General features: G+C 57.3%; 18 protein-coding genes. 7 read left to right on the top strand and 11 right to left on the bottom strand.

Translation table 11 applies throughout. The features are described from left to right. Positions 1 to 24: 24 nt before the first annotated feature. Positions 25 to 2,172, bottom strand: coding sequence for a fatty acid oxidation complex subunit alpha FadB (gene fadB, locus Y5S_RS01010; RefSeq protein ID WP_035229495.1), 2,148 nt, complete (start codon positions 2,170 to 2,172; stop codon positions 25 to 27). Between the two features lie 902 nt (positions 2,173 to 3,074). On the opposite strand from fadB, the gene recJ reads away from it, so the two are divergent. After that, entirely contained in the window at positions 3,075 to 4,799 is a 1,725-nt protein-coding gene (gene recJ, locus Y5S_RS01005) for a single-stranded-DNA-specific exonuclease RecJ (protein ID WP_081939606.1), read from the top strand. 382 nt (positions 4,800 to 5,181) lie between these two features. On the opposite strand, the gene Y5S_RS01000 is transcribed toward recJ, so the two are convergent. Next, entirely contained in the window at positions 5,182 to 5,514 is a 333-nt protein-coding gene (locus Y5S_RS01000; RefSeq protein WP_035229494.1) for a hypothetical protein, read from the bottom strand. Between the two features lie 510 nt (positions 5,515 to 6,024). Between Y5S_RS01000 and Y5S_RS00995 the strand changes: the two genes are divergently transcribed. The 6 genes from Y5S_RS00995 (at position 6,025) to Y5S_RS00970 (ending at position 11,834) form a co-directional block, all read left to right on the top strand. After that, positions 6,025 to 6,309, top strand: a complete 285-nt coding sequence (locus Y5S_RS00995; RefSeq protein ID WP_035229493.1) for a DUF7352 domain-containing protein — start codon at positions 6,025 to 6,027, stop codon at positions 6,307 to 6,309. A 111-nt stretch (positions 6,310 to 6,420) separates the two neighbouring features. Beyond that, positions 6,421 to 7,537, top strand: a protein-coding gene (gene prfB, locus Y5S_RS00990) for a peptide chain release factor 2 (RefSeq protein ID WP_156107518.1) whose coding sequence is annotated in 2 segments (ribosomal slippage) — positions 6,421 to 6,492 and positions 6,494 to 7,537 — 1,116 coding nt in all. Because the reading frame shifts where the segments join, the coding sequence is not laid out codon by codon here. A gap of 140 nt (positions 7,538 to 7,677) precedes the next feature. After that, complete coding sequence (lysS, locus tag Y5S_RS00985; protein ID WP_035229492.1) at positions 7,678 to 9,171, top strand: lysine--tRNA ligase; 1,494 nt, start codon at positions 7,678 to 7,680, stop codon at positions 9,169 to 9,171. Between the two features lie 88 nt (positions 9,172 to 9,259). Further along, a complete protein-coding gene (locus tag Y5S_RS00980; RefSeq protein WP_035229490.1) occupies positions 9,260 to 9,928 on the top strand; it encodes a TetR/AcrR family transcriptional regulator in 669 nt (222 codons plus the stop codon). Then, positions 9,921 to 10,604 carry a uracil-DNA glycosylase gene (gene ung / locus Y5S_RS00975; protein ID WP_035229487.1) on the top strand — a complete coding sequence of 228 codons (684 nt, stop codon included), beginning with the start codon at positions 9,921 to 9,923 and terminating at the stop codon, positions 10,602 to 10,604. Before Y5S_RS00980 ends, ung begins: the two co-directional genes overlap by 8 nt. Before the next feature lie 519 nt (positions 10,605 to 11,123). Continuing rightward, positions 11,124 to 11,834: a phosphoadenylyl-sulfate reductase gene (locus tag Y5S_RS00970; RefSeq protein WP_035229485.1), complete on the top strand. Its 711-nt coding sequence runs from the start codon at positions 11,124 to 11,126 to the stop codon at positions 11,832 to 11,834. A gap of 334 nt (positions 11,835 to 12,168) precedes the next feature. Here Y5S_RS00970 and Y5S_RS19030 read toward each other — a convergent pair whose 3' ends face one another. The 9 genes from Y5S_RS19030 to Y5S_RS00925 all read right to left on the bottom strand — a co-directional run bounded on the left by Y5S_RS19030 (position 12,169) and on the right by Y5S_RS00925 (position 23,723). Beyond that, positions 12,169 to 12,609: a chemotaxis protein CheX gene (locus tag Y5S_RS19030; protein ID WP_081939604.1), complete on the bottom strand. Its 441-nt coding sequence runs from the start codon at positions 12,607 to 12,609 to the stop codon at positions 12,169 to 12,171. 28 nt (positions 12,610 to 12,637) lie between these two features. Beyond that, positions 12,638 to 13,462, bottom strand: a complete 825-nt coding sequence (locus Y5S_RS00960; protein ID WP_035229482.1) for a CheR family methyltransferase — start codon at positions 13,460 to 13,462, stop codon at positions 12,638 to 12,640. After that, complete coding sequence (gene cheB / locus Y5S_RS00955; RefSeq protein WP_052041284.1) at positions 13,459 to 14,580, bottom strand: chemotaxis-specific protein-glutamate methyltransferase CheB; 1,122 nt, start codon at positions 14,578 to 14,580, stop codon at positions 13,459 to 13,461. The genes Y5S_RS00960 and cheB overlap by 4 nt, the downstream gene beginning before the upstream one ends. After that, positions 14,577 to 14,960 carry a response regulator gene (locus Y5S_RS00950; protein ID WP_035229480.1) on the bottom strand — a complete coding sequence of 128 codons (384 nt, stop codon included), beginning with the start codon at positions 14,958 to 14,960 and terminating at the stop codon, positions 14,577 to 14,579. Before Y5S_RS00950 ends, cheB begins: the two co-directional genes overlap by 4 nt. Before the next feature lie 12 nt (positions 14,961 to 14,972). Then, entirely contained in the window at positions 14,973 to 16,988 is a 2,016-nt protein-coding gene (locus Y5S_RS19025) for a methyl-accepting chemotaxis protein (RefSeq protein WP_052041283.1), read from the bottom strand. A 23-nt stretch (positions 16,989 to 17,011) separates the two neighbouring features. Continuing rightward, complete coding sequence (locus Y5S_RS00940; RefSeq protein ID WP_052041281.1) at positions 17,012 to 17,503, bottom strand: chemotaxis protein CheW; 492 nt, start codon at positions 17,501 to 17,503, stop codon at positions 17,012 to 17,014. Continuing rightward, on the bottom strand, positions 17,493 to 19,730 hold the full coding sequence (locus tag Y5S_RS00935; protein ID WP_052041279.1) for a chemotaxis protein CheA: 2,238 nt from the start codon (positions 19,728 to 19,730) through the stop codon (positions 17,493 to 17,495). The genes Y5S_RS00940 and Y5S_RS00935 overlap by 11 nt, the downstream gene beginning before the upstream one ends. A 36-nt stretch (positions 19,731 to 19,766) precedes the next feature. Further along, complete coding sequence (locus tag Y5S_RS00930; protein ID WP_052041278.1) at positions 19,767 to 20,192, bottom strand: response regulator; 426 nt, start codon at positions 20,190 to 20,192, stop codon at positions 19,767 to 19,769. Positions 20,193 to 20,606: 414 nt separating this feature from the next. Beyond that, positions 20,607 to 23,723 (bottom strand): efflux RND transporter permease subunit, encoded by a 3,117-nt coding sequence (locus Y5S_RS00925; protein WP_035229478.1) that lies wholly within the window; start codon positions 23,721 to 23,723, stop codon positions 20,607 to 20,609. Between the last annotated feature and the right edge of the window lie 8 nt (positions 23,724 to 23,731).

Here is a 23,731-nt window from a genome sequence, read left to right as displayed (position 1 = left end):
CTATATCTCCTGTCAGTCCGTGGCTTAGGCGAAGAAAGACTCGCCCTTGGCGGCCATGTCTTTGAGCATCTGCGGTGCTTCGTAGATGCCACCCAGGTGCGCGTACTTGTCGCACAGCTCAACAAAGGCTTGTACGCCGATGCTGTCGATGTAGCGCAGCGGGCCACCACGGAAGGGAGGGAAGCCGATGCCGTAGATCATGGCCATGTCGGCCTCGGCAGCGGAACCAACGATGTTGTCTTCCAGACAGCGAACGGTTTCGGTGCACATCGGAATCATCATGCGAGCGATGATTTCTTCGGCATCGAACTCTTTGGTGTCGGCAACGTGCGGCTTGATCAGCTCGTAGGTGGTCTCGTCGACAACCTTCTGGGTCTTGCCCTTGCGATCCAGCTCGTACTTGTAGAAGCCAACGCCGTTCTTCTGACCGTAACGGTTGTTTTCGAACATCACGGTGGAGACGTCTTTGAAGTCGTACTGCATACGCTCAGGGAAGCCTTCGGCCATTACCTGGGCAGCGTGAACACCGGTGTCGATGCCAACCACGTCCATCAGGTAAGCCGGGCCCATGGGCCAGCCGAACTTCTGCATGACTTTGTCCACGGCCTGGAAGTCAGCGCCGTCACGCATCAGCATGCCGAAGCCGCCGAAGTACGGGAACAGAACGCGGTTTACCAGGAACCCGGGGCAGTCGTTAACCACGATGGGGTTCTTGCCCATTTTCTGAGCGTAGGCCACCAGGGTGGAAACGGTTTCGTCGGAGGTCTTCTCACCACGGATCACTTCCACCAGCGGCATCATGTGTACCGGGTTGAAGAAGTGCATACCGGCGAAGTCCTGCGGACGCTCAAGGGCTTCGGCCAGTTTGGTGATGGAGATAGTGGAGGTGTTGGACGCCAGAACGGTGCCTTCCTTCACTTTGCCTTCGGTTTCGGCCAGAACGGACTGCTTGATCTTCTGGTTTTCTACAACGGCTTCAACGATCACGTTGACGTTGTCGAAATCACCGTAGTTCAGGGTCGGACGGATGGCAGACAGGACTTTGCCCATGCCAGCAGCGTCCAGCTTGCCTTTGCTCACACGCTTGGACAGCAGCTTGGAAGCTTCAGACATGCCCAGGTCCAGCGCCTTGTCGGCGATGTCCTTCATGATGATCGGGGTGCCTTTCAGCGCGGACTGGAAGGCGATACCGCCACCCATGATGCCAGCGCCCAGTACGGCGGCCTGATCGATTTCCTTGGAGCCCTTGGCGGTCTTGCCGTTCACTTTCTTCACGGCCTGATCAGCCAGGAACAGACCGACCAGCGCGGTGGCTTGCGGGGTCTTGGCGACTTTAGCGAAGCCTTTGGCTTCCACTTCCAGTGCCTGGTCGCGGTTCATGCCAGCAGCAGTCTGCATGGCTTTCACGGCGGCAACCGGAGCCGGGTAGTTCTTGCCAGCCTGACCCATGACCATGGCCATGCAGGTCTGGAACGCCATCATGTTTTCCATGGGCGGCAGTTTCAGGGGCTCGAGCTTTTCCTGACGCTTGGCGCGGAAGTCGATTTTGCCTTCCAGGCACTGCTTCACCAGCGCGATGGCGGCGTCTTGCAGTTTGTCGTGAGCGACAACGGCATCAGCCACACCCACTTTCAGGGCTTTGGCTGCTTTGTGCTGACCGCCAGCGGCGATCCACTCAACGGCGTTGTCCACACCGATCAGACGCGGCATGCGCACGGTGCCACCGAAGCCCGGGAACAGGCCCAGCTTCACTTCCGGCAGACCTACCTGAGCCTTCTCGCTGAGTACGCGGAAGTCGGCAGCCAGACACATTTCCAGACCACCACCCAGGGCGATGCCGTTCACGGCAGCCACTTTGGGAATGTCCAGATCTTCGAATGCGTTGAAGACCTTGTTGGATTTCAGACACCAGCCGGCGATTTCTTCTTCCGGCAGTTTGAACATGTCGGTGAATTCGGTGATGTCAGCGCCAACGATGAAAACCCCTTTGCCGGAGGTCACGATCAGGCCCTTGATGTCGCTGTTGCCTTGAATGGCTTCGACGGCCTTACCGAGATCTTCCACGGTTTCCTGGTTGAACTTGTTAACGGACTCGCCCTGAAGATCGAACTTCAGTTCGGCGATGCCGTCGTCAAGCAGTTGTACGCTTACGGCGTTGCCTTGATAGATCATAGCGTTTGCTCTCCAGTCCCAAAGTACGCGGCTAACGTGGCCGCTTTGGTAGTGCCTCTTTACCCCTCTCTTTATTGGAAAGGTCCTCGCAAAAGAGGGAGGCGACGTGATTCATGTGAGTGTTTGCTTACATAAATCAACGAACTCGTAGGCCCGCAAGTATAGGGAACGTGAAGGGTTTTTTTAGCCCTAATTTGTGACCCGTTGGTCGGATGACGTGAGATGGCGTAATTGGGGCCGGGTATGTCGTTTGTGACATGACGGGAGGGGGATCCGTTGCGAGGTACGAGTAACGAGTTTCGAAAGGCAAAACCGGAAATCTGCCCCCGGTACAACGCCCAGCGTTGGGTAGGAGTGCCAACAGGTTGGCTGATTGGCTTCGCTTACCCCTTCGAGACTGCCATGCGGACTCCCAAGGGTGGGGATTTGCTGGCGTGCGGGCCGTTTTTGTGGGAGCGGCGGTTCCGCCGCGATGCGCCGGGCCATGGTGGAGGTGCTGTTTCGCGGTCGCACCCGGAGGGCATAGCAAACGCCCGTATTCGCTGCGCTCACCCTTCGGGCCGCCCTGCGGGCGTTACTCCGCTCCGCTTCGTTCCCACGGGAAGGGATTTGTCGGCGTGCGTGCCGTTTTGTGGGAGCGGCGGTTCCGCCGCGATGTGTCGAGCCATGATGGAAGTGCTGTTTTTGAGGTAAACTGCCCGGCACTCTTATTCCCGCCCTCGTAGGAGCCTGGCTTGCCTAGGCGAACATTGTAGTTGCGAGGTACGAGTAGCGAGTTTCGAAGAGCAAAAGCGGAAACCTTTCTGGCCAGGTTTTCGTGACTCGAAACTCGTTACTCGCATCTTCAGCGTTGTTCCCCAGACAAGCTGGGCTCCTGCGGGGCTTTTGCTTCAGGTCTTTTGATGCCCGCCGATTCACTGCGTTTGCCCATGATCTCCCGTCGCCCGATGCACACTCCGGACTGGCCGGATGTGCCGCCGTTGCTGGCGCGGATTCTGGCTGGGCGGGGGGTAGAGGACCCGGCGCAGCTGGAGTTGGCGCTGAAGCGTTTGCCGCACCCGCAGGGCTTTACCGGGTTGAACGGCGCGGTGCAATTGTTGCTGCAGGCTCGAGCCGAGCACTGGCGGATCTGCATTGTGGGCGACTACGACGCCGACGGTGCCACGGCCACGACGTTAATGGTGCGGGGGCTTCAGTTGCTCGGCTTTGCCCGACCTGAGTTTCTGGTGCCGGATCGGTTTGAGTATGGCTATGGGTTGTCGCCAGCCATTGTTGAACTGGCCCAGCAGCAGTATCAGCCGGATCTGATTATTACCGTGGATAACGGTATCGCCAGCGTGGATGGGGTGGCGGCGGCACGCGCCCGAGGCATGCGAGTGCTGATTACTGACCATCATTTGCCCGGCGATACGCTGCCGGAGGCGGATGCGCTGGTAAACCCGCGTCTGCCCGGCTGTGAGGATTTTCCGGCAGCCAATCTGGCCGGGGTTGGGGTGGCCTTTTATCTGTTGATGGATTTGCAACGGGCGTTGCGCGAGCAAGGTTCCAAACCCGTGCAGCAGATCACCGATTTGCTGGATCTGGTGGCGCTGGGCACGGTGGCCGACGTGGTGGTGCTGGATGATGCCAACCGGGTCTTGGTGGAGCAGGGGCTACGCCGGATTCGCGCGGGCAAGGGCTGCCCGGGTATTCGCGCACTGTTGCAGGTGGCCGGGCGTGATCCGGGACGGGTGTTGGCAGCAGACATGGGCTTCGCCGCAGGGCCACGCCTGAACGCCGCAGGGCGGCTTTCAGACATGACTCATGGCATCGCTTGTCTGCTGGCTGAAACCGATGCTGAGGCCATGGAGATGGCTCAGGAGCTGGACACCATCAACCGGGAGCGCCGTTCCATTGAGCAGGGCATGCGTGATGCGGCCATGGAAGAGGTGAATCGGTTGGATGCGGACAACCTGCCTGCAGGCCTGTGTCTCTATGGGGACAAATGGCATGAAGGTGTGGTGGGTATTCTCGCCTCGCGGGTAAAGGAGGCGATTCACCGCCCGGTCATTGCGTTTGCCCCGGCGCAACAGCCGGGCACGCTGAAAGGCTCTGGCCGCTCCATCCCTGGCCTGCACTTGCGCGATGCGCTGGATGCCGTGGCCACTCGCAATCCCGGTTTGCTGAGCAAGTTTGGAGGCCATGCCATGGCTGCAGGGCTGTCGCTGGATCTGGATCAGCTGGATCGCTTCAAGGCGGCGTTTGAGGCGGTGGTGGCCGAGATGTTGTCGCCCAAAGCGCTGGAACGTCGGGTGGAGACTGACGGCGAATTGTCGGATCAGGATCTGACACTGGGTAATGCCGAGCTATTGAGCCATCGGTTTCCGTGGGGGCAGGGTTTCCCGGCGCCGTGTTTTGATGGTGAGTTTGAAGTGCTGCAGCATCGTATTGTGGGCGAGCGGCATTTGAAGCTGACGTTGGGACTGCCGGGCGTGAGCGGGGTGATTGACGCGATTCACTTCAATGTGCCGGTGGAGGCGTTGCCGAGCCGGATTAGCCGGGTGCGCGGGGTGTATCGCCTGGAAGTGAATGAGTTCCGCGGGCAGCGGAACCCGCAGTTGCTGTTCGAGCATTTGATTCCGGTGTAGTGCCTGTTTGTCTCTCTCTTTGGGATAGCCAACTTGTTGGCTGGATTGGGGCAGAAGCGAGTGATGAGAAGCGAGTTTCGAAAACCAACCCTCAGAAGCCTGCAGGTTTTGCCGTTCGCAACTCGCTTCTCACAACTCGCAACTCGGCCGTTCGCAGGTCGAGCCTGACCCTGCCATTTCCACAGGTGCCCTACGGACGCCTCGCTGGCGCTCGGGTTCGCGCCTCAAGCGGCGCTCCTACAGCACGTTCTCCGGTGGGAGATTGCCTGCAAGGAAGTCTTGTCCTGCGTGTACGCGTGTCGCGTCTGTGCAAAGTAGAACACCCGCGCCCCGGCGCGGACGCCGGGAGCGGGTGGAGAGAACCTGGGGGGGTATTAAGGGATCAGGCGCAGTAGCGGCCGTACTGGCTGAGCGCTTTGCTGCTGTGTGGATCGACAAGATCGACCCAGACTTGCATGGAGTCCTGATTCCGGGTGTTTTGCAGGTTGCTGAAGTCGCCGGGGGTGAAGTTGCCTTTTAGCGTGTCGCCGGCTTGCGGGCTGATGCCATCCAGTTGCTTCACCAGCACCATGCCGTTGCTGGAATTGAGCAGCAGGTATTCGCAGCTCTGGCTGAGGATCACAGTGGCTTGCTGGTCGGAGGCGTGGGCCTGGCCGGTGAGGAGCAGGGCGCCAGCTATTGCGGCACCGCACAGATGCATTTTGAGTGCTGACATGATTTTCCTTCCCTTTTATTTTTGTGTGCTGACAGTCGTTCTGCAATTCACATTACTGCGCAACCGGAATCGTTCCTGTTGTGGAATGGCAGTATTGCTGTAACGCCTGTGTAGCCTTTTATTGCGTTCCTTCTGGTGACCGAGCATCTCACAAATAGTGGCACTGCAATATCATCGTTTCGTGCCCTTGTTGCGTAGGGAAAACGGGTGATTGGGAGCGTTTTTGGTACGAGGAAAATCATCGGGTTGTGGCGGGGCTGGCTAGCTCCAGAGGCCGGAAACTGGCGGTTTTGCCGGGAATGAGTGGCCTAAAGGCAAAATTGTCGACAATTGCTGTCGGGGGGCGGGGTTTTTGCTAGCATTGCGCTCTGCCTTTACCCCTCTGTCTCCAAAAAAGGGGAGAGGGAAGGTTGCTGTTTCTATGATGTGTGGCCCACAAGGCCTCACCAGCATTGACTCTTGCGGCGGGCTATCGCCTGTTGCAGTTGTGTCCTTAACGGAGGGGACCCGATGAAAACCATACATAAGCACCGTCTCAATGTGTCCAGCGATGTGCAGGAAATCCGCCTGCCGGAATCGGGCAAGGTGCTGAAAGTGGATTACATCCTTCAGGATGCCGCGATTTGCATGTGGGTGGAAGTAGATGCGGATACCGTGATTGATACTCCCAAAGAGGTGCGTACCTTCAAGGTGTTCAGTACCGGTTCTGGTATTCCCGACAATGCCAGCTACCTGGGCACCACCATTGACCACATGAAAGCCCATGCCTATCACGTTTACGAACTGAAGAACTGACCGCGCCTCTCGTCAGCAGCGGCGCAACCCGCTAAACTGCGCCGTTTTCCCTGGGCCTGCTCCGGCAGGCCTGCCAAAGCCCGATCATTTGACGATCTGAAGAGAGACGTAATGGAAGTCAATCCGCTGCGAACCCATCTTTCCGAACTCGCTGAGCGTGTGGAAGCGCTTAGGGGGTATCTTTGACTATGCTACCAAGCATGAGCGCCTGATCGAGGTTAGCCGTGAACTGGAGAGCCCGGATGTGTGGAATGATCCGGACTATGCCCAGGGGCTGGGTAAGGAGCGGGCTCAGCTGGAAGCGGTGGTGAAGACCATCGATGATTCCAGCCAGGGCATCACCGACACCCAGGATCTGCTGGAATTGGTAGTCGAAGAAGGTGATGAAGACAGCTTGCCGGAAGTGGAAAGCGAGCTGGAGCGGTTGGAGAAGCTGGTGGCGGATCTGGAATTCCGCCGCATGTTCTCCGGGCAGATGGACCCGTGTAATGCCTATCTGGATATCCAGGCCGGCTCCGGGGGCACCGAAGCCCAGGACTGGGGCGAGATGCTGCTGCGTATGTACCTGCGCTGGGGCGAAGCCCACGGTTTCAAGACCGAGCTGGTAGAAGCCTCTGCTGGCGATGTGGCCGGCATCAAATCCGCCACCATTCGTTTCGAAGGCGATTACGCCTATGGTTGGCTACGTACCGAAACCGGCGTGCACCGGCTGGTGCGCAAGAGCCCGTTTGATTCCGGTGGTCGCCGCCATACTTCATTCAGCTCCGTATTTGTTTCTCCTGAAGTGGACGACGATATCGACATCGAGATCGATATGGGCAATATGCGGGTGGATACTTACCGTGCCTCCGGTGCTGGTGGTCAGCACGTTAACCGGACCGATTCTGCGGTACGACTGACGTATGTCTTCAAAGATGAAGGCGGCACCGAGCACACGGTGGTGACCCAGTGCCAGAGCGAGCGAAGCCAGCACCAGAACAAGGACAAGGCCATGAAGATGATGCAGGCCAAGGTCTACGAACTGGAAATGCAGCGCCGAAATGCCGAGAAGCAGGCACTGGAAAACAGCAAGGCGGATATCGGTTGGGGCAGCCAGATCCGTTCTTACGTGCTGGATGATGCCCGCATCAAGGATCTGCGTACCGGAGTGGAAAACCGCAATACCCAGGCGGTACTGGATGGTGCGCTGGATCCCTTTATTGAAGCGTCCCTCAAAGCAGGGTTGTGATCTAGAGTCTGACGTCGGAAGTCTGACGTCGGACGCCAAACCCACAACGCCGAACGTCTGACTGCCGACGTCCGGCTTAGGCAAAGTTTTATTGCGTCTGACGTCCGACGTCTGACGTTCGACCCTTGTAAGGTAGGCACATGGCTGACGAACAGAACACCGCAACCGAACAGCAGGAATCCGAGAACCGCCTCATCGCCGAGCGTCGTGCCAAACTGGCCGATCTGCGTGAAGCGGGCAATGCGTTCCCCAACCACTTCCGTCGTGATTCCCTGGCCGCAGAGCTGCAGGCGCAGTACGGCGAGCTGAGCAAGGAAGAGCTGGAGGAGAAGGGTATCCAGGTGGCGGTGGCAGGTCGTTTGATGCTGGATCGCAAGGCGTTCAAGGTGCTGCAGGACATGTCCGGCCGTATCCAGATCTATGCGAGCAAGGATGTGCAGAAAGACACCAAGCACTGGGATCTGGGCGACATCGTTGGTGTGAAGGGCACCCTGTGCAAATCCGGCAAGGGCGACCTGTACGTGATGATGGATGAGTATCTGCTGCTCACCAAGTCCCTGCGTCCGCTACCGGAAAAGCACAAGGGCCTGACCGATACGGAAGCCCGCTACCGCCAGCGTTATGTGGATCTGATCGTGAATGAGGAAAGCCGCCGGGCGTTCCAGATTCGCGCCCAGGTGGTGGCCGGTATCCGTAATTACCTAGTCAAGAAAGGTTTCGTGGAAGCCGAAACCCCCATGCTGCAGGTGATTCCCGGTGGTGCGTCTGCTCGCCCGTTCATCACCCACCACAACAGCCTCGACATGGACATGTTCCTGCGCATTGCGCCGGAACTGTACCTCAAGCGTTTGGTGGTGGGCGGTTTCGAGAAGGTGTTCGAGATCAACCGTAATTTCCGTAATGAGGGGCTTTCCACCCGTCATAACCCGGAATTCACCATGCTGGAGTTCTACCAGGCCTACGGTAACTACCTGGACCTGATGGACCTGACTGAAGACATGTTGCGCACGCTGGCGCAAGACGTTCTCGGTACCACTGACGTGAATTATCAGGGCGAAGTGTATGATTTTGGCAAACCGTTCGCGCGTATGACGGTGGTTGAGTCTATTCTGCACTTTAACCCTGACATGGACGCGGCGGCGCTGGCGGATGATGCCGGTGCCCGCAAGATCGCCGAAGGGCTGGGTATTCCGCTCAAGGACAGCTATGGTCTGGGCAAGGTGCAGATCGAGATCTTCGAGAAGACGGTGGAGCACCGTCTGAAAGATCCGACCTTTATCACCGAGTACCCGACGGAAGTGTCTCCGCTGGCACGGCGGATGGATGACAACCCGTTCGTGACCGAGCGTTTTGAGTTCTTTATCGGTGGTCGCGAAATCGGTAACGGCTTCTCAGAGTTGAACGATGCTGAGGATCAGGCGGAACGTTTCCAGGCTCAGGTTGCCGAAAAAGATGCGGGTGACGATGAGGCAATGTTCTACGACGAAGATTATGTCGTCGCGTTGGAGCACGGCCTGCCGCCGACTGCCGGTGAAGGGATAGGTATTGATCGACTGGTAATGCTGTTTACCGATTCCCCGTCGATTCGTGATGTGATTTTGTTCCCGCACATGCGCCCCCAGGGACGCGGCTAAACTTTTTGGGGCACGGTTTGTGCCCCTGCCGTTGCGGGTTGAGGGAGAGTGGCACGAACCCTGTGAACAACAAAGGCTTGTAGTGTCCATGACAAACGTAATTCAGTACCAAGGTCGAAAAGCCCGCCGTGCGGGCAGTGAACAGCGGCGTCAGGCCATTCTGGAAGCCGCGTTGGCCATCATCGTGAAGGATGGTATTCGTGCGGTGCGTCACCGTGCGGTGGCGCGTGAGGCGGATGTACCACTGTCCGCGACGACCTACTATTTCAAGGATATCTCCGATTTGATCGCAGATACCTTCACTCTGTTTGCCGAACGCGCGCTGACTGAAGTGATCGAACCTTTCAAGCAAAAAGCGTTCGAGCTGTTGTCCAATTTTTCCCGTGACACGCTGGCCAACCCTGACTCCCGCGCACAGATGGTGACCACGTTTGGCACTATGCTGGCCGCTTTCATCACTGATGAATTTCATCAGCGCCGTGAGCATCTGGTTGCCGAGCAAGCCTTTTTGCAGGAAGCGGTACTGGATGAGCGACTGCGTGATCTGGCAGATCTTTACCTGCGCCAGCAGCTGGAGAGCCTGAAGATTGCGACTGAAATGTTCGGTTGCAGCAATCCGCGACTGGATGCAGAGCTGATTCTGTCTACCATGATGACGATTGAACAGCGCTTGCTGGTCCATCCTGAATACGCGACCCCCGAGTTTGTGGAGGCGCGTATGTGCAACCTGATCGATAAGCTGTTGCCTCGTGGCTGACGTTCAACCGCTGGAAGCCGGCTGGCAGGAGCATCTTGGGTGTGAGTTCGACAAGGACTACATGGCCCGTCTGCGTGCGTTTCTTGGCGCGGAAAAACAGGCGGGCAAGACCCTCTATCCGGCTGGGCAGGATATCTTCAATGCCTTCAACCTGACGCCGTTTGAGCAGGTAAAGGTGGTGATTCTGGGGCAGGACCCATATCACGGGCCAAACCAGGCCCATGGCCTGTGTTTCTCTGTTCAGCGCGGGGTCAAGACACCGCCGTCCCTGGTCAATATCTACAAGGAAATCCAGCGCGACCTGGGCATTGCCCCCGCGTCTCACGGTAACCTGAGCCATTGGGCAGAGCAGGGTGTGCTGCTGCTGAATGCGGTGCTGACGGTGGAAGCCGGGCAGGCGGCGTCTCATCAGAAGCAGGGTTGGGAAACCTTTACGGATCAGGCGATTGAGCACCTCAATCGGGATCGGGACGGGTTGGTGTTTCTGCTCTGGGGTAGCCATGCCCAGAAGAAGGGGCGCTTGATTGATCGTGAGCGGCATTGTGTTCTGACAGCACCGCATCCCTCACCGCTGTCGGCGCATCGTGGCTTTTTGGGCTGTGGCCACTTCTCCCGGGCCAACCAGTACCTGCTGCAACAGGGCAAGACCGCCATCGACTGGAGCGTGCCAGAGTAGGGCGGAAGCGGGAGGCGGGGTGCCGTAGGAGCGGCGCTTGAGCCGCGAACCTGCGATGGAGTTTCCTCGCCAAGGCTCGGATTCGCCTCTCAAGCGAGGCTCCTACGATAACGGCCTTCTTTTCCGATGCAGTTGCTGTACCGGATAACGCTTAAGTGAACAGCATTACAGTTCAGTGCAAGCCGCCCGGTTTTGCCTTTCGAAACTCGCTTCTCGCAACTCGCTACGGTTTCCAGAGCCTCCATTCGGTCACCTCGCGGTGGCTCCGGTTCGCGCCTCAAGCGGCGCTCCTACAGCAGACCGGTACCGTAGGAGCTTGCCGGCAAGCGATTGGGGCCCGACATCCATCAGGAGGGTAGGGCCGCTGAAACTGGCTGCAGGGCTCTCTGGGAGGGTTCTTTGCGGGGAGAGACTTATATTTCGATAGGGAATAAAAGTATCACTATATATTCCTTTATATTCTTCCCGGAGCCCCTATTATGACCCTTCGCCAATCCTGATAGTGAAGGACTGAAGACCATGGGTAGTGCTCAATTGATTACACGTTTCGGAGATAACACGGCTGGCCTGTCCAAAGAGGCGTTGGCCGAGTTGAACCGTGTGTATCGTTCGCTGAGCTTTGAAGAGCGTATCCGCCGTGTATACGAGGATTTTGCCCCTGAGAAGATCATGGTGACGTCCTCTTTTGCGGCTACGTCTGCGTACTTCCTGCATATCATTTCCACCATTCGTCCCGAGCAGCCGGTGCACTTTATTGATACCGGTTACCACTTCGAGCAGACGCTGGAGTACAAGGATTACCTTGTCGAGCGGTTTGGGCTGACGGTGGTGGATGTGAAGCCGGATCCGGATCATCACCAGGTATCACTGGAAAACCGGATGTGGGAAACCGACCCTGACCTGTGCTGTCAGGTGAACAAGGTGAATCCGCTGGAAGAAGCCAAGGAAAACTACGACCTGTGGATTTCCAGCCTGATGGGGTGGCAGACCGAACACCGTGCGGGTCTGGAAGTGTTTGAAGAGCGTCGCGGCATGATCAAGTTCAACCCAATGATCGACGTGACCAAAGAGCAGCGTGATCGCTACATTGCCGAGCACGATCTGCCGTTCCATCCGCTGGTTGCCGAAGGCTATGACTCTATCGGTTGCAGCCACTGTACCTTCAAGGGTGAAGGCCGTGATGGTCGCTGGAAAGGTAACAGCAAGACCGAGTGTGGCATTCACTTGTAAGTGCTGCATCACGTGTTATCCCCCGCGATCCGCTAGCGGATCAAAACAAAAAGCCGCGCCAAGCCATTGGCGCGGCTTTTTTGTTTAGCTGGGATGTATTGGACGCAGCACCAAGAGCTGCGCTGCCTTCGAGGACACCGTCGTTCAACTGCGATACGGCGTTTCCATCATGGTTCGGCACATCGCGGCGGAACCACCGCTCCCACAAAAATCACGCAGGCCGGAAAATTTCCACCTGTGCGAGTTCGCCTGCTTATTGGCGGTGAATAAAAAAGCAGGAATACCTGACGGCATTCCCACTCAGGGGTTGCTCTGTGCTCGTCCGGCCTTTAAATCAATGCAAGCCTGGTTGCAGGCAGATCAGCAGGTGTCCTGTCTTGCCATCGCTGAGTTGTACTTGCAGTGATCCCTGTGTGGCTTCGGGAACGGTTTCCAGCGATACGGGCAGGGACAGCTGGCTGGGGCCGGGCAGGATGGCCTTGATGTTGCCGGCAATGATGTTGGTGAGCTCGGTCAGGGCGTCGGCGATGTCCTGAGGGTCTACGCTGGTGTCATCCTTGCGGAACATGGCGGCGGCAATGCGGCGGCTGAGTTCATCGCTGCTGCTGATAGTGATGCTGCCTTTCCAGCCACCGGAGATGGTGATGGCCGCGCCTCGGGGCAGGGTGGTGGCAGGAGCCTGTTCACTCTGTACCGGAATCTTCAGGAAATCATTCATCACGGTACTGCCGATACGGGCAATCTTCATCGATAGTTGCGCAGCTTGTGGGTCCATGTGAGGCACCTTTTGGCAATATTCGGACTTAGGAAGGTTGATAGAATGAGCCGTATTTACTGGCCGAGACCGGTTTAAATCCGCTGGATTTTTCCAGGCTTTCGGCGGCACCCAACAATAAATAGCCATCATGGCGACTTTGATGCCGCATCTTGCTGAGTACCAAATTGCGATCTGCAATGGAGAAATACAGCAGCACATTGCGCAGCAGCACGATATCAAAGGTGGGGAGATCTTCCGGCCATTGCTGAACCAGATTGATGGTCTGGAAACTCACCTTGTCGCGAATCTGGGGCTTGAGCTGCCATTCCAGATCGATCTGTTCGAAATACAGCGCCATAAAACGTGCGGGTAGCCCACGGTTCATTTCGGTAAGCCCGTATCGGCCACTTTGGGCTTTAGCCAGGGACTTGCGGGAGAAGTCACTGGCGATGATTTGCACGTCCCAATCCTTGAGCTCGGGAAAGCGATCTTCGAGCAACATGGCGATGCTGTAAGGTTCCTGCCCGGTGCTGCAGGCCGCACTCCAGATTTTCAGGCTTCTTTCCTTTCGACGCAGTGTCATGAGATTGGGAATCATGTGGTCGATAAAGCTTTCATTGAAAATCGGGTCGCGGAAGAAATAGGTTTCGTTGATGGCCATGGCTTCTACCAGCTGGCAACGCAGTTCATCGCCAGTGTCGTTGCAGGCTTTTTCGATGAGGGCGTTGATGTCCCCATGGGTGTGCTCCCTGGCCAGGTTGTGCAGCCGCGCTTCTGCCAGGTACGCCTTGTCATCCGGCAGGTGCACGGCGATGCGTTCGCATAGCAGGTTACGCAGGTGACTGTAATTTTCAGGGTGGATCTCGCTCATCCAGAAACCTCGTGATTGTGCTTGCCATTCTGGTTGTCCAGACGGGAGCGAAAGACGGGCCGGCCACGATTAACGCGTCGGGTAATTTCATCGGCCATCTTGATTAATGGGTACTCTGCGGTGGCGAGGCCGGCACGGGATACTGAGCCTGGCATGCCCCAGACGGCGCTGCTGGCGCGGTCCTGAATGAGAATCTGGGCGCCGCATTCAGACAGTTTCCGACACCCGTCCAGTCCGTCCTGGCCCATGCCAGTCAGCACCACGGCCAAGGTATTGGCACCGAAATGTTCTGCGGCGGTATTAAAGAGAATGTCTACAGCTGGGCGGCAGAAATTCACCGGCTCTGAGCGAAGCGGAGAAGCAATGATCTTGTCTCCCTGGCGGGATACCGCCATGTGATAGTCCCCTGCTGCGAGCAGCGCCTGACCGGGTTCCATCTCGCAGGGTTCGGAGCATTCCTTGATGGATAACTTACTATTCTGGTTGAGCCGCTCTGCCAATGCTTTGGTGAATACGGCGGGCATGTGCTGAACCATCAGGATAGGGACCGGGAAGTCGTCCGGTAGTACCGACATGATTTCGCCAAGTGCCTTGGGTCCGCCCATGGATGAGCCGATGACCACCAGATCCACCCGCGAGGGAATGCGGCGGTAAGCGGCTGCGCTGGGAGTAATGTTCAGTGATGACGGTTTGGACGGCGTGAGGGGTTCCAGCTTGAACAGCGACTTGATCTTGCTGAGCAGGCTGTTGCGAATGTAGTCGCGAGCTTCGGCTGCAGTACCGACCATGGCGGGTTTGGGCACATAGTCGCTGGCACCGAGGGAGAGAGCTTCGATGGTGACCATGGCACCCCGTTCGGTGATGGAGCTGAATACCAGAACGGGCAGGGTAGATTGCTGTGCTTTCAATGCCTTGAGCATTTCCAGGCCGCCCATGCCTGGCATTTCCACATCCAGAATGAGCAGGTCCGCTTCCACCCGGCTGAGTCGCTCCAGACCTTGTTGGCCATCCGAGGCGGTGCCGACCACCACGATTTCCGGATCTTCTTCCAGGATCTGGGTGAGGATGTGCCGCACGGCGGCGGTGTCATCTACCAGAAAGACACGGATTCGGTTCATGCGTGGCGCAACCCCAGCATTTCCAGTTTGCTGGCCAGTGCCTCTGATGAAAAGGGCTTCATCAGGTACTCATCCGCTCCCGCTGTCAGGGCTTCCACCATGTGGCCCACTTCGGCTTCGCTGGTGACTACCAACAGTTTCATGTCGGTATAGCAGGTCTTTTCCCGAACGGCCTTGATGAAGTCCAGCCCGTTCATGACCGGCATATTCCAGTCCACCAGTGCCAGAGTGGGAATGGTCTGGTCTTCCTCCAGCAGGGAGATGGCCTGTTGGCCATCTCCTGCTTCGTGGGTTTCGTAGCCAAGCTGGTTCAGCAAGTCTCCGAGGATGAGCCGCATGGCCCGGGAGTCATCAATGACTAATGCTTGCGGAGTCGCCATGGCTGTTTCTCCTTACTTGCTCTGGTTATCTGCTCGTGAATTACGCTCGGCATCCACGACCAGGGTTTGCAAGTCAGCAGACAGTTTGGCCAGTTCCGCGGCTGCCTGACGCATGCTTTCCACGCCGGCGTTGGTGCTCTTGGCGGCTTCTGCCACACCGCTGATGTTGGATGCCACTTCGTTGGTGCCCTTGGCGGCATCACCAACACGGCGACCCATTTCATTGGTGGTGATGGTCTGCTCTTCTACCGCCGAGGCGATGGAGCCCTGTACCTGGCTGATGTGATGGATTACCTCGCTGATACGGGCAATACCTTCGATGGCACCTTTTACATCCACCTGGATGGCTTCGATCTTCTGACCGATGTCCTCGGTGGCCCGGCCAGTTTCCTTGGCCAGTTCTTTCACTTCGTTGGCCACGACCGCGAAACCTCGGCCTGCATCGCCGGCACGGGCCGCTTCGATGGTGGCGTTCAGTGCCAGCAAGTTGGTTTGTTGGGCAATGCCGGTAATCACCTTGATCACCTTGCCAATTTCCGCACTGCTGGTGCCCAGGCTGCTGATGGTGGTGTTGGTCCCTTCGGCAATGCTTACCGCTTCATCTGCTACGCGGGCTGCATCGGTGGCGTTCTTGGCAATTTCCTTGATGCTGGCCCCCATCTCTTCGATGCTGGTGGAGACGGCCTGCACGTTTTCGTTGATGTCATCAGCGGTGTTCACCGCAGAGTTCGCTTCGCGGCTGGTGATGGCGGCGTTGGAACCCATCTGGTCACTGGTGGCGATCATTTCTTCGGAGGAAGTGGCCAGTACTTCCACGGTGCCGCGGATACGTTCTTCCAGCAGCACCTTCTCGGTAACGATTTCCCAGGTCAGCATCGGGCCCACATAGCTGCCTTCGGCATCGTAGATGGCGTTTACCAGCAGGTCGGCCTTTTCTTCACCGATGTTGATGCGGGCACGGTAGGGCAGGTTGCTGGGATCGGAGAGGATGCGGCGCTGATGTTCGGGGCGCTTGTGGAAGATATCAATGTTGGCACCCAGCAGCTCATGGGCCTTGATCGGCAGATGCGCTTCCAGCTTCTTCATGGTGACGGTGGCTGACGGGTTCAGATAGATAATCTTCAGATCGCGATCACACAGGAACACGTTGGTGGGCATCTGGTCCACCATGTTCATTACGCGACGGAATTCGTTTTCCTGGCGTAGCTCAGTAGTAACGTCTTCCCAGCACACCGTATAACCGGCGATTTTCTTCTCGCCTGTCAGCACTGCATTGATGCGGGTGCGCAGGGTAACACCGCCGAAGTTGAAGTCAGCGGAATGGGGCATGGCGTTGGGGTTACGCAGAATGGTTTCCACTCGTTTGGGATCGCGGTGGAAACGGTGGATATGACCGTTGAGGATTTCCTCAATGCGCACACCGAAGGTGTTGTAGATCGGCTGGGAGATGGTTGCCAGCGTTTCATTGGCGCGCGGGTTGATATAGACAATGTTGAGGCTGGTATCCGCCACAAAGACGTTGGCCTGCAGACTTTCCAGGGTGGCTTTCACCCCTTCCAGGCTGTCTGTGACGGAGGTTTCCACATCGACGTCACGCAGGGCTGAATCGCTGGCTGGCTGGTTTCCATTGGTTTGGTTTGCATTGGACTCGTTCACGATTTCCCCCTTGAGAGGTGCTACTGCCTGCATGATTTGTTCGGCAAGGTCTTCGGCTACGCCAACCGCTAACAAGGTGTCGTTGAGATACTCGGCAACCTTGTCAAACGTCTTGACAGTGATGTTCATGTTTTTATGGGCTTCAGCCATGGTGCGGCCGCTGTAATTGCGAGGGCCACCCAGTGCCTGACTGAAGAATCTGACCTGGGATTTTTCCAGGCCCTTTCGCTGTTTATGGCGGAAGAAGGGGGCGAGTGAGGGGTCACCCAGTACACGATTGTAGAACTCTGTTACTACTGCCTTGATGGCCGGTTCGCCACCTACCTGGCTGTAGAGAGAGTCATCGTTACTATTGTTCTGTTGATTACTCATCGGTCACTGTCCTTGTTGTTCTACTATTGCAATACGCTTCGTGTGCTTTGGCTCAGTGAGCGTGTGCACATTTCATCTTCAAGCAGAGTGTCGAGATCGAGCAGTAGGTGCAGGGTGCCCTGCACGGAAAAAACACCGTTCATGAATCGCCGGGCTGCGCCTTTCAGGGTTTCCGGTGGCGCTTCAACATCCTCAGGGTTGATGGTGATGATGTCGCCAATCTGATCCACCATCAGGCCAACCTGTTCGCCATCGTGATTAATGATGATGTTGAAGATGTTGTCTTCATCGTCGTCTTCTTCGTTTTTGACGACTTCCTCCAGGCGCAGCACCTTGCGCAAGGCAATAGCTGGCACAATGCGACCGCGAATATTCATCAGCCCCATGACGCCGGGCGGTGCCAACGGGATATCGGTGATCTGGTGGTTGGCGAGCACTTCCTGCACGTTATCCACGATCACGCCATAGTTTTTCTCGGCAACGGTGAAGGTGCAGAGCAGCTGATCAGTGTTCATCGTGGCCTCCGTTGCTGTTCAGGTTCCGGTAGTGGCGGAGCAGGGCGTCGCTATCGATAAAATCGGTAATGTGGCCCTGCAGAATGCCTGCGCCGACGATGCCGTCAGACTGGGCAACCTTTTCAATTTCAGCCTTGTCATCGGAAACAATGTCGATGATGTCGTTCACCACCAGACCGACTTCCCCAAACTCGGTGGGCTGCACCACGATGCGAATCATTTCGCTTTCTTCGGCTACAGGCTGGCGGTTATTGCCGAGGCGAATCAGCGGCAGGATCTTGCCGCGATACTGAATGACCTCCCGCCCAGCGGAATATTCGATGCGGTCGCAACTGATCTCTTCCAGACGCGATACCTTGGACAGGGAAATGGCGGAGCGTCCTGCCTGGTCGTTGGGGCGTACCAGCAGATAGTTTTCGGCCACGTTGATGGGCTGGTGTCGCTGATCCTGCATGGCGGCCTGCTGATTGAGCTTGCGATCCTGGCGGGTGACACCGGCAAAATCGGCAGTGGATTTCACATCGAGGATAAGCGCCACACGGCCATCCCCCATGATGGTGGCCCCGGCAAAGCAGGGGTTGTCCTTGAGCAGCCTGCCGAGCGGTTTTACGACAATTTCTTCGGTGTCGCGAACATCATCCACCAGCAGACCAAACTCTTGCTGGTCGGCGGTGAGCACCAGGATGAACTGATCGTGTTGTTTGTCGGGAGTGCCCATGTGCATCAGGGTTCGCATGTCTACTAGCGGCAGCAGGCGGCCACGCAGGCGGTAAACCAGCGCGTCGTGAACGGTCTGAATATCTTCTTCGAGTCGCTCTGCTTCCACGTAGACCACTTCCATCAGGTTGACCTGGGGAATGGCAAAGCGCTGATGCAGACAACGCACAATGAGTGCGGGAACAATCGCCAGAGTGAGCGGGATTTTGAGTTTGAAGGTGGTGCCCTGACCGGGAGTGCTCTTGATGTCGATGGAACCGCCGATGCGCTCCACATTGTTGCGTACCACGTCCAGACCGACGCCTCGACCGGAGAGATCGTTGACGGTTTCGGCGGTGGAGAACCCCGGCTGGAATATATAGCGGATCTTTTCACGTTCGCTGAGGGAATCTACCTGATCGGGATGCAACAGACCGGCCTCGAGGGCGCGGCGAATGATTTTCTGGCTATCCAGCCCTTTGCCATCATCGCTGATCTCTACGGTGACGTTGCCGCTTTCATGGTAGGCGCTGAGGGTCAGGGTGCCGGCTTCCGGTTTGCCGGCGGCAAGCCTGGCTTCCGGGGTTTCAATACCATGATCCACGGCATTGCGGACCAGGTGAATCAGCGGATCACGAATGGCTTCCAGCAGGCTGCGGTCCAGTTCGGTGTCGCCGCCTTTGAGGATCGGGGTGACTTTTTTGCCGGTTTTCTTTTCCAGATCCCGTAGCAGGCGAGGGTAGGTAGCCCAGGCGTTACGGATGGGCTGCATGCGGGTTTGCATGAGCCCTTCCTGAAGTTCGCTGGTGACCAGATTCAAACGCTGGGACAGGTTTAACAGTTGGGAATCGTTCTGGCTGGCGGCATGTTGCAGAAGCTGATTGCGGGTCAGTACCAGCTCGCCAACCACATTCATCAGCTTGTCCAGCAGGACCACGTCGACCCGGACGGTGCTTTCTGCAGCAGCAGACCCTGAGGTGGTGGCGTTATCGCTGGCGGAGGCATCCTTGTCGGCGTGCTCGTGATGCTCCTGTGCCTGCAGCTCCGTTTGATGTTGCTGCTCTGTTTCATCATGGTTGATGGTGACGCTGCTATCAGTGTCACTATCGGATGCTGCCATGACGGGGGATGGTTGGGTGTCGGCCTTTTCCGGTACCAGACTCTGCAGGCGGTCCATCAGGTTTTGTGGGGCCGCCTCTCCATCGCTGCCATCGCTGTCGATGCGTTTCAGGAAAACCCGAATCTCGTCGACGCCTTCCAGCAGTGCGGCAGCGGTGTCGAGATTCATCTGCACCTGCCCGTCGCGCATGGCGCCGAGAATATCTTCCATCAGGTGGGTGAGGGATTCGAGGTGACTGAAGCCGAAGAAGCCACAGGTGCCCTTGATGGTGTGGATGGCACGGAAAGCACTGGCTACCCGCTCGGCATCTTCCGGCTCACGTTCCAGTGCAACGATGTCCTGCTCAAGTTGCGCCAGGTTCTCATCACTTTCAATCAGAAAACTTTGTAGCGCTTTATCATTCTGTGGCATGACCAATTCCGGTTATGTGGTTGTTCTTGTGTCCGGTCAGGCAGAGGTCTGTTTCATCAGGGAAGTCAGTCGCATCACCGATCGCAGATCGCTGTCATGGGGTGGCTTGACCAGATAGTTGTTGCAGCCTGCCTTGTGTCCGGCCATGTGAGATTCCGCAGAGGTGATGCTCGAGAGCATGGCGATGCGAGCGGTGACACCCATTTCGCGAAGTTTGGCGCAGGCCTCAAGTCCGCCCATGCCCGGCATTTCCACATCCAGGAAAATCAGGTCGAATGACTTTTTCTCGGCACAGGAAATGGCCTCGTTGCCATCGGCGGCCTGGCTAACGTCGATATCGAAGGTGTCGGTGGCAAGTTCGTAGAGTTTGGCGATGATCAGGCTTCGCACGGCATTACTGTCATCTACCACAAGAATATTGAGTCGATCCGTGACCTTGTGTGGTATTGCGGCTGCTTCCATTCCTTCGTACCTCTGTTCTCTCTCAGGTCATGAAGCGGGAACCTTTTCGCCGGTACATACCGGTGAGTAGGTGGCCCTTCAGATGTAAAAGATCAGGCAGGAAGTAGGAAACAAATTGCAGATAAGTGGTGCATTCCGTGCGATGTCCGCGCCATTGGTTTTTTGGCTTGTTCGGCGCGGAGGAATGTCACTTGTCCCTCTCCCTGGGTGATCCTTTCTCGCCTGGTCCCTTGGCGATGGTTTTACATTAATCCTCAATTTCAGTGTCCGCTCCATGGTGGTGATGAATGAAGCGTGAAGAGGGATGAATGGTGTTTTTTTAGCCGAAAGGATTAGAAGGAGGAAGAAAAGCTCAGAAAAGATTCGGCCCGCGATGGCGGGCCGGATCATTCAGGGTTGGAAGGGGTAGGGAGCCTAGTCATGCCTGCCGTGCAAGGGCACGCCGGACAGCTTCCGTACCACCACATAGAACAGCGGGATGAAGAAGATGGCTAGCACGGTGGCGGTCAGCATGCCGCCGAACACCCCGGTACCAATGGCGTTACGGGCACCTGCGCCGGCACCGGTACTGATCATCAGCGGGGTTACCCCGAGCATGAAGGCCAGCGACGTCATCAGGATCGGCCGCAGTCGCATGCGCACCGCTTCCAGGGTGGCCTTGAGCAGATGTTCGCCTTTCTGTTCCAGCTCCAGTGCGAATTCGGCAATCAGAATGGCGTTCTTCGCCGATAGACCAATAGTGGTTAGCAGGCCAACCTGGAAGAATACATCGTTGTTGAGCTCCCGGAAGGTGGCTGCCAGCACGGCACCGAGAATCCCCAGCGGGACGACCAGCATTACCGCGAAGGGGATAGACCAGCTTTCATACAGGGCTGCCAGACACAGGAATACCACCAGCAACGAGATGATATACAGCGCAGGGGCCTGATCACCGGATTGGCGTTCCTGATAGGACATGCCAGTCCATTCGAAGCCGAAGCCGGGCGGCAGTTTGGCGGCCAGCTCTTCCATGGCATCCATGGCATCACCGGTACTGTAGCCTGGTGCTGCGTTGCCCTGAATGTTCACGGACGATACCCCGTTGTAACGTTCCAGTTTGGGTGAACCATAGCTCCAGTGACCGGTGGCGAAGGCGGAGAATGGCACCATTTCGCCCTGATTATTACGCACGAACCAGTCATCAATGTTCTTGGGCAGCATGCGGTAGGGGGCATCTGCCTGAACATATACCCGCTTCACCCGGCCACGATCCACAAAGTTGTTCACGTAGCTGGAACCCCAGGCAATCTGCAGGGTGCTGTTGATGTCACTGATGGACAGGCCCAGCGCCTTGGCTTTTTGCTGGTCGATATCGATCTGGTACTGGGGGCTGTCTTCCAGTCCGTTGGGGCGCACAGCGATCAGGCGCGGATCCTGGCTGGCCATGCCGAGCATCATGTTGCGGGCATTGATCAGTGCTTCATGGCCCTGGCCTGACTGGTCAAGCAGCTGGAAATCAAAACCACTGGCGTTGCCCAGCGCCGGAATCGACGGCGGGCTGAGGGCGAACATCATGGCCTCACGGATGGTGGAGAAGTAGCCCATGGCTCGTCCCACTACCTGATTGGCGCCGTCTACCGACAGATCCCGTTCAGACCAATCCTTCAGATTCACGAAGGCCATGCCAGCATTCTGGCCACGGCCGGTGAAGCTGAAGCCGGCCACGGTGAACAGGCCATCCACTGCCGCTGATTCCTCGTTGAGGTAGTAGTCTTCCATCTTCTCCAGGACTTCCACGGTTTGCTCCTGAGTGGAGCCCGCCGGCAGCGTCACCAGAGTGAACAGGATGCCCTGGTCTTCATCGGGCAGGAAGCTGGAGGGCAGGCGCAGGAAGCTGAAGCCGAGTACGCCCACGATCACCACATAGATCAGCAGATAACGGCCACGGCGACCGAGGATCTTCTCTACGCTGCCCTGGTATTTGCGGCTGCTGCTGTCGAAAGTGCGGTTGAACCAGCCGAAGAAACCGTGATCAGTCTGATGTTCGCTGTCCTTGGCCTTGAGCATGGTGGCACAAAGGGCTGGAGTCAGAATCAGAGCGACCAGCACCGAGAGCACCATGGCAGAGACGATGGTGATGGAGAACTGGCGATAAATCGCGCCGGTGGAACCGGGGAAGAAGGCCATGGGGACGAATACCGCTGAGAGCACCAGGGCGATACCGACCAGCGCGCCGGTGATCTGTCCCATGGACTTGCGGGTGGCCTCCTTGGGCGGGAGGCCTTCCTCGTGCATGACCCGTTCCACATTCTCCACCACCACGATGGCATCATCCACCAACAGGCCAATGGCCAGCACCATGCCGAACATGGTGAGGGTGTTGATGGAGAAGCCGAAGGCGGCCAGCACCGCAAAAGTACCCAGCAGTACGACTGGTACCGCCAGAGTCGGGATCAGGGTGGCGCGGAAGTTCTGCAAGAACAGGTACATCACCAGGAATACCAGCACGATGGCTTCGAACAGGGTGTGCACCACTTCCTCAATGGAAATGCTCACAAACGGGGTGGTGTCGTAGGGGAACACCATTTCCATCTTGTCCGGGAAGAACGGCTGCAGTTCTGCCAGACGGGCGCGCAGGGCCTCAGCGGTTTCCAGTGCGTTGGCCCCGGTGGCCAGGTTCACGGCGATACCGGCAGCCGGTTTGCCGTTATAACGGCCGGCAATGTCGTAACTCTGGGCGGCCAGTTCTACCCGGGCCACATCACCAAGGAATACCTGGGAGCCATCCTGATTAACCTTGAGAAGGATGTTCTTGAATTCCTCGGTGTCTTCGAGACGAGTCTGGGCAATGATGGTGGCATTGAGTTGCTGGCCGGGAACGGCGGGGGCGCCGCCCAGCTGACCGCTGGCCACCTGGTTGTTCTGCACACGGATGGTTTGCACCACGTCTTGCGGGGTGAGATCAAACTTGTTCAGCTGGTTCGGATCCAGCCAGATACGCATGGCATAGGGCGCACCGAACAGCTGAATCTGGCCGACGCCAGCCACCCGGCTGATGGGGTCCTGAAGGTTGGATGCCACATAATCCGCCAGGTCGGCACGGGTCAGGCTGCCATCTTCGGAGGTGAAGCCGACCACCATCAGGAAGGAATCGGAGCTCTTGGTGACTTGCATGCCCTGCTGTTGCACTTCCTGCGGGAGCAGGGGAGTGGCCAGCTGGAGTTTGTTCTGTACCTGAACCTGGGCGATGTCCGGGTCAGTGCCGGGAGCAAACGTCAGGCTGATTTGAGCGTTACCGAATGAGTCGCTGCTGGAGCTCATGTACATCAGGTTATCGATGCCGTTCATTTGCTGCTCGATTACCTGCGTTACGGAGTCTTCCACCGTTTTTGCAGACGCACCCGGGTAGTTACCCGCAATGGTCACCGCTGGCGGTGCCACTGAGGGGTACTGCTCAATAGGGAGTGTGTAGATTGCCAGTGCACCGGCCATCATCATGATGATGGCGATTACCCAGGCAAAGATTGGACGATCAATAAAGAATCTGGCCATGAAAATCC

It is taken from the genome of Alcanivorax nanhaiticus (assembly GCF_000756665.1).
GTDB classification, from domain to species: domain Bacteria; phylum Pseudomonadota; class Gammaproteobacteria; order Pseudomonadales; family Alcanivoracaceae; genus Alcanivorax; species Alcanivorax nanhaiticus.
Note: the sequence above shows the minus strand (reverse complement) of the source record. Positions and strands in the feature narration are given on the sequence as shown.

What these genes read in the sequence shown, in the direction of transcription:
- fadB (WP_035229495.1), bottom strand. Translation starts at nt 2,172, where the DNA reads ATGATCTATCAAGGCAACGCCGTAAGCGTACAACTGCTTGACGACGGC.
- recJ (WP_081939606.1), top strand. Translation starts at nt 3,075, where the DNA reads ATGCCCGCCGATTCACTGCGTTTGCCCATGATCTCCCGTCGCCCGATG.
- Y5S_RS01000 (WP_035229494.1), bottom strand. Translation starts at nt 5,514, where the DNA reads ATGTCAGCACTCAAAATGCATCTGTGCGGTGCCGCAATAGCTGGCGCC.
- Y5S_RS00995 (WP_035229493.1), top strand. Translation starts at nt 6,025, where the DNA reads ATGAAAACCATACATAAGCACCGTCTCAATGTGTCCAGCGATGTGCAG.
- lysS (WP_035229492.1), top strand. Translation starts at nt 7,678, where the DNA reads ATGGCTGACGAACAGAACACCGCAACCGAACAGCAGGAATCCGAGAAC.
- Y5S_RS00980 (WP_035229490.1), top strand. Translation starts at nt 9,260, where the DNA reads ATGACAAACGTAATTCAGTACCAAGGTCGAAAAGCCCGCCGTGCGGGC.
- Y5S_RS00970 (WP_035229485.1), top strand. Translation starts at nt 11,124, where the DNA reads ATGGGTAGTGCTCAATTGATTACACGTTTCGGAGATAACACGGCTGGC.
- Y5S_RS19030 (WP_081939604.1), bottom strand. Translation starts at nt 12,609, where the DNA reads ATGGACCCACAAGCTGCGCAACTATCGATGAAGATTGCCCGTATCGGC.
- Y5S_RS00960 (WP_035229482.1), bottom strand. Translation starts at nt 13,462, where the DNA reads ATGAGCGAGATCCACCCTGAAAATTACAGTCACCTGCGTAACCTGCTA.
- cheB (WP_052041284.1), bottom strand. Translation starts at nt 14,580, where the DNA reads ATGAACCGAATCCGTGTCTTTCTGGTAGATGACACCGCCGCCGTGCGG.
- Y5S_RS00950 (WP_035229480.1), bottom strand. Translation starts at nt 14,960, where the DNA reads ATGGCGACTCCGCAAGCATTAGTCATTGATGACTCCCGGGCCATGCGG.
- Y5S_RS19025 (WP_052041283.1), bottom strand. Translation starts at nt 16,988, where the DNA reads ATGAGTAATCAACAGAACAATAGTAACGATGACTCTCTCTACAGCCAG.
- Y5S_RS00940 (WP_052041281.1), bottom strand. Translation starts at nt 17,503, where the DNA reads ATGAACACTGATCAGCTGCTCTGCACCTTCACCGTTGCCGAGAAAAAC.
- Y5S_RS00935 (WP_052041279.1), bottom strand. Translation starts at nt 19,730, where the DNA reads ATGCCACAGAATGATAAAGCGCTACAAAGTTTTCTGATTGAAAGTGAT.
- Y5S_RS00930 (WP_052041278.1), bottom strand. Translation starts at nt 20,192, where the DNA reads ATGGAAGCAGCCGCAATACCACACAAGGTCACGGATCGACTCAATATT.
- Y5S_RS00925 (WP_035229478.1), bottom strand. Translation starts at nt 23,723, where the DNA reads ATGGCCAGATTCTTTATTGATCGTCCAATCTTTGCCTGGGTAATCGCC.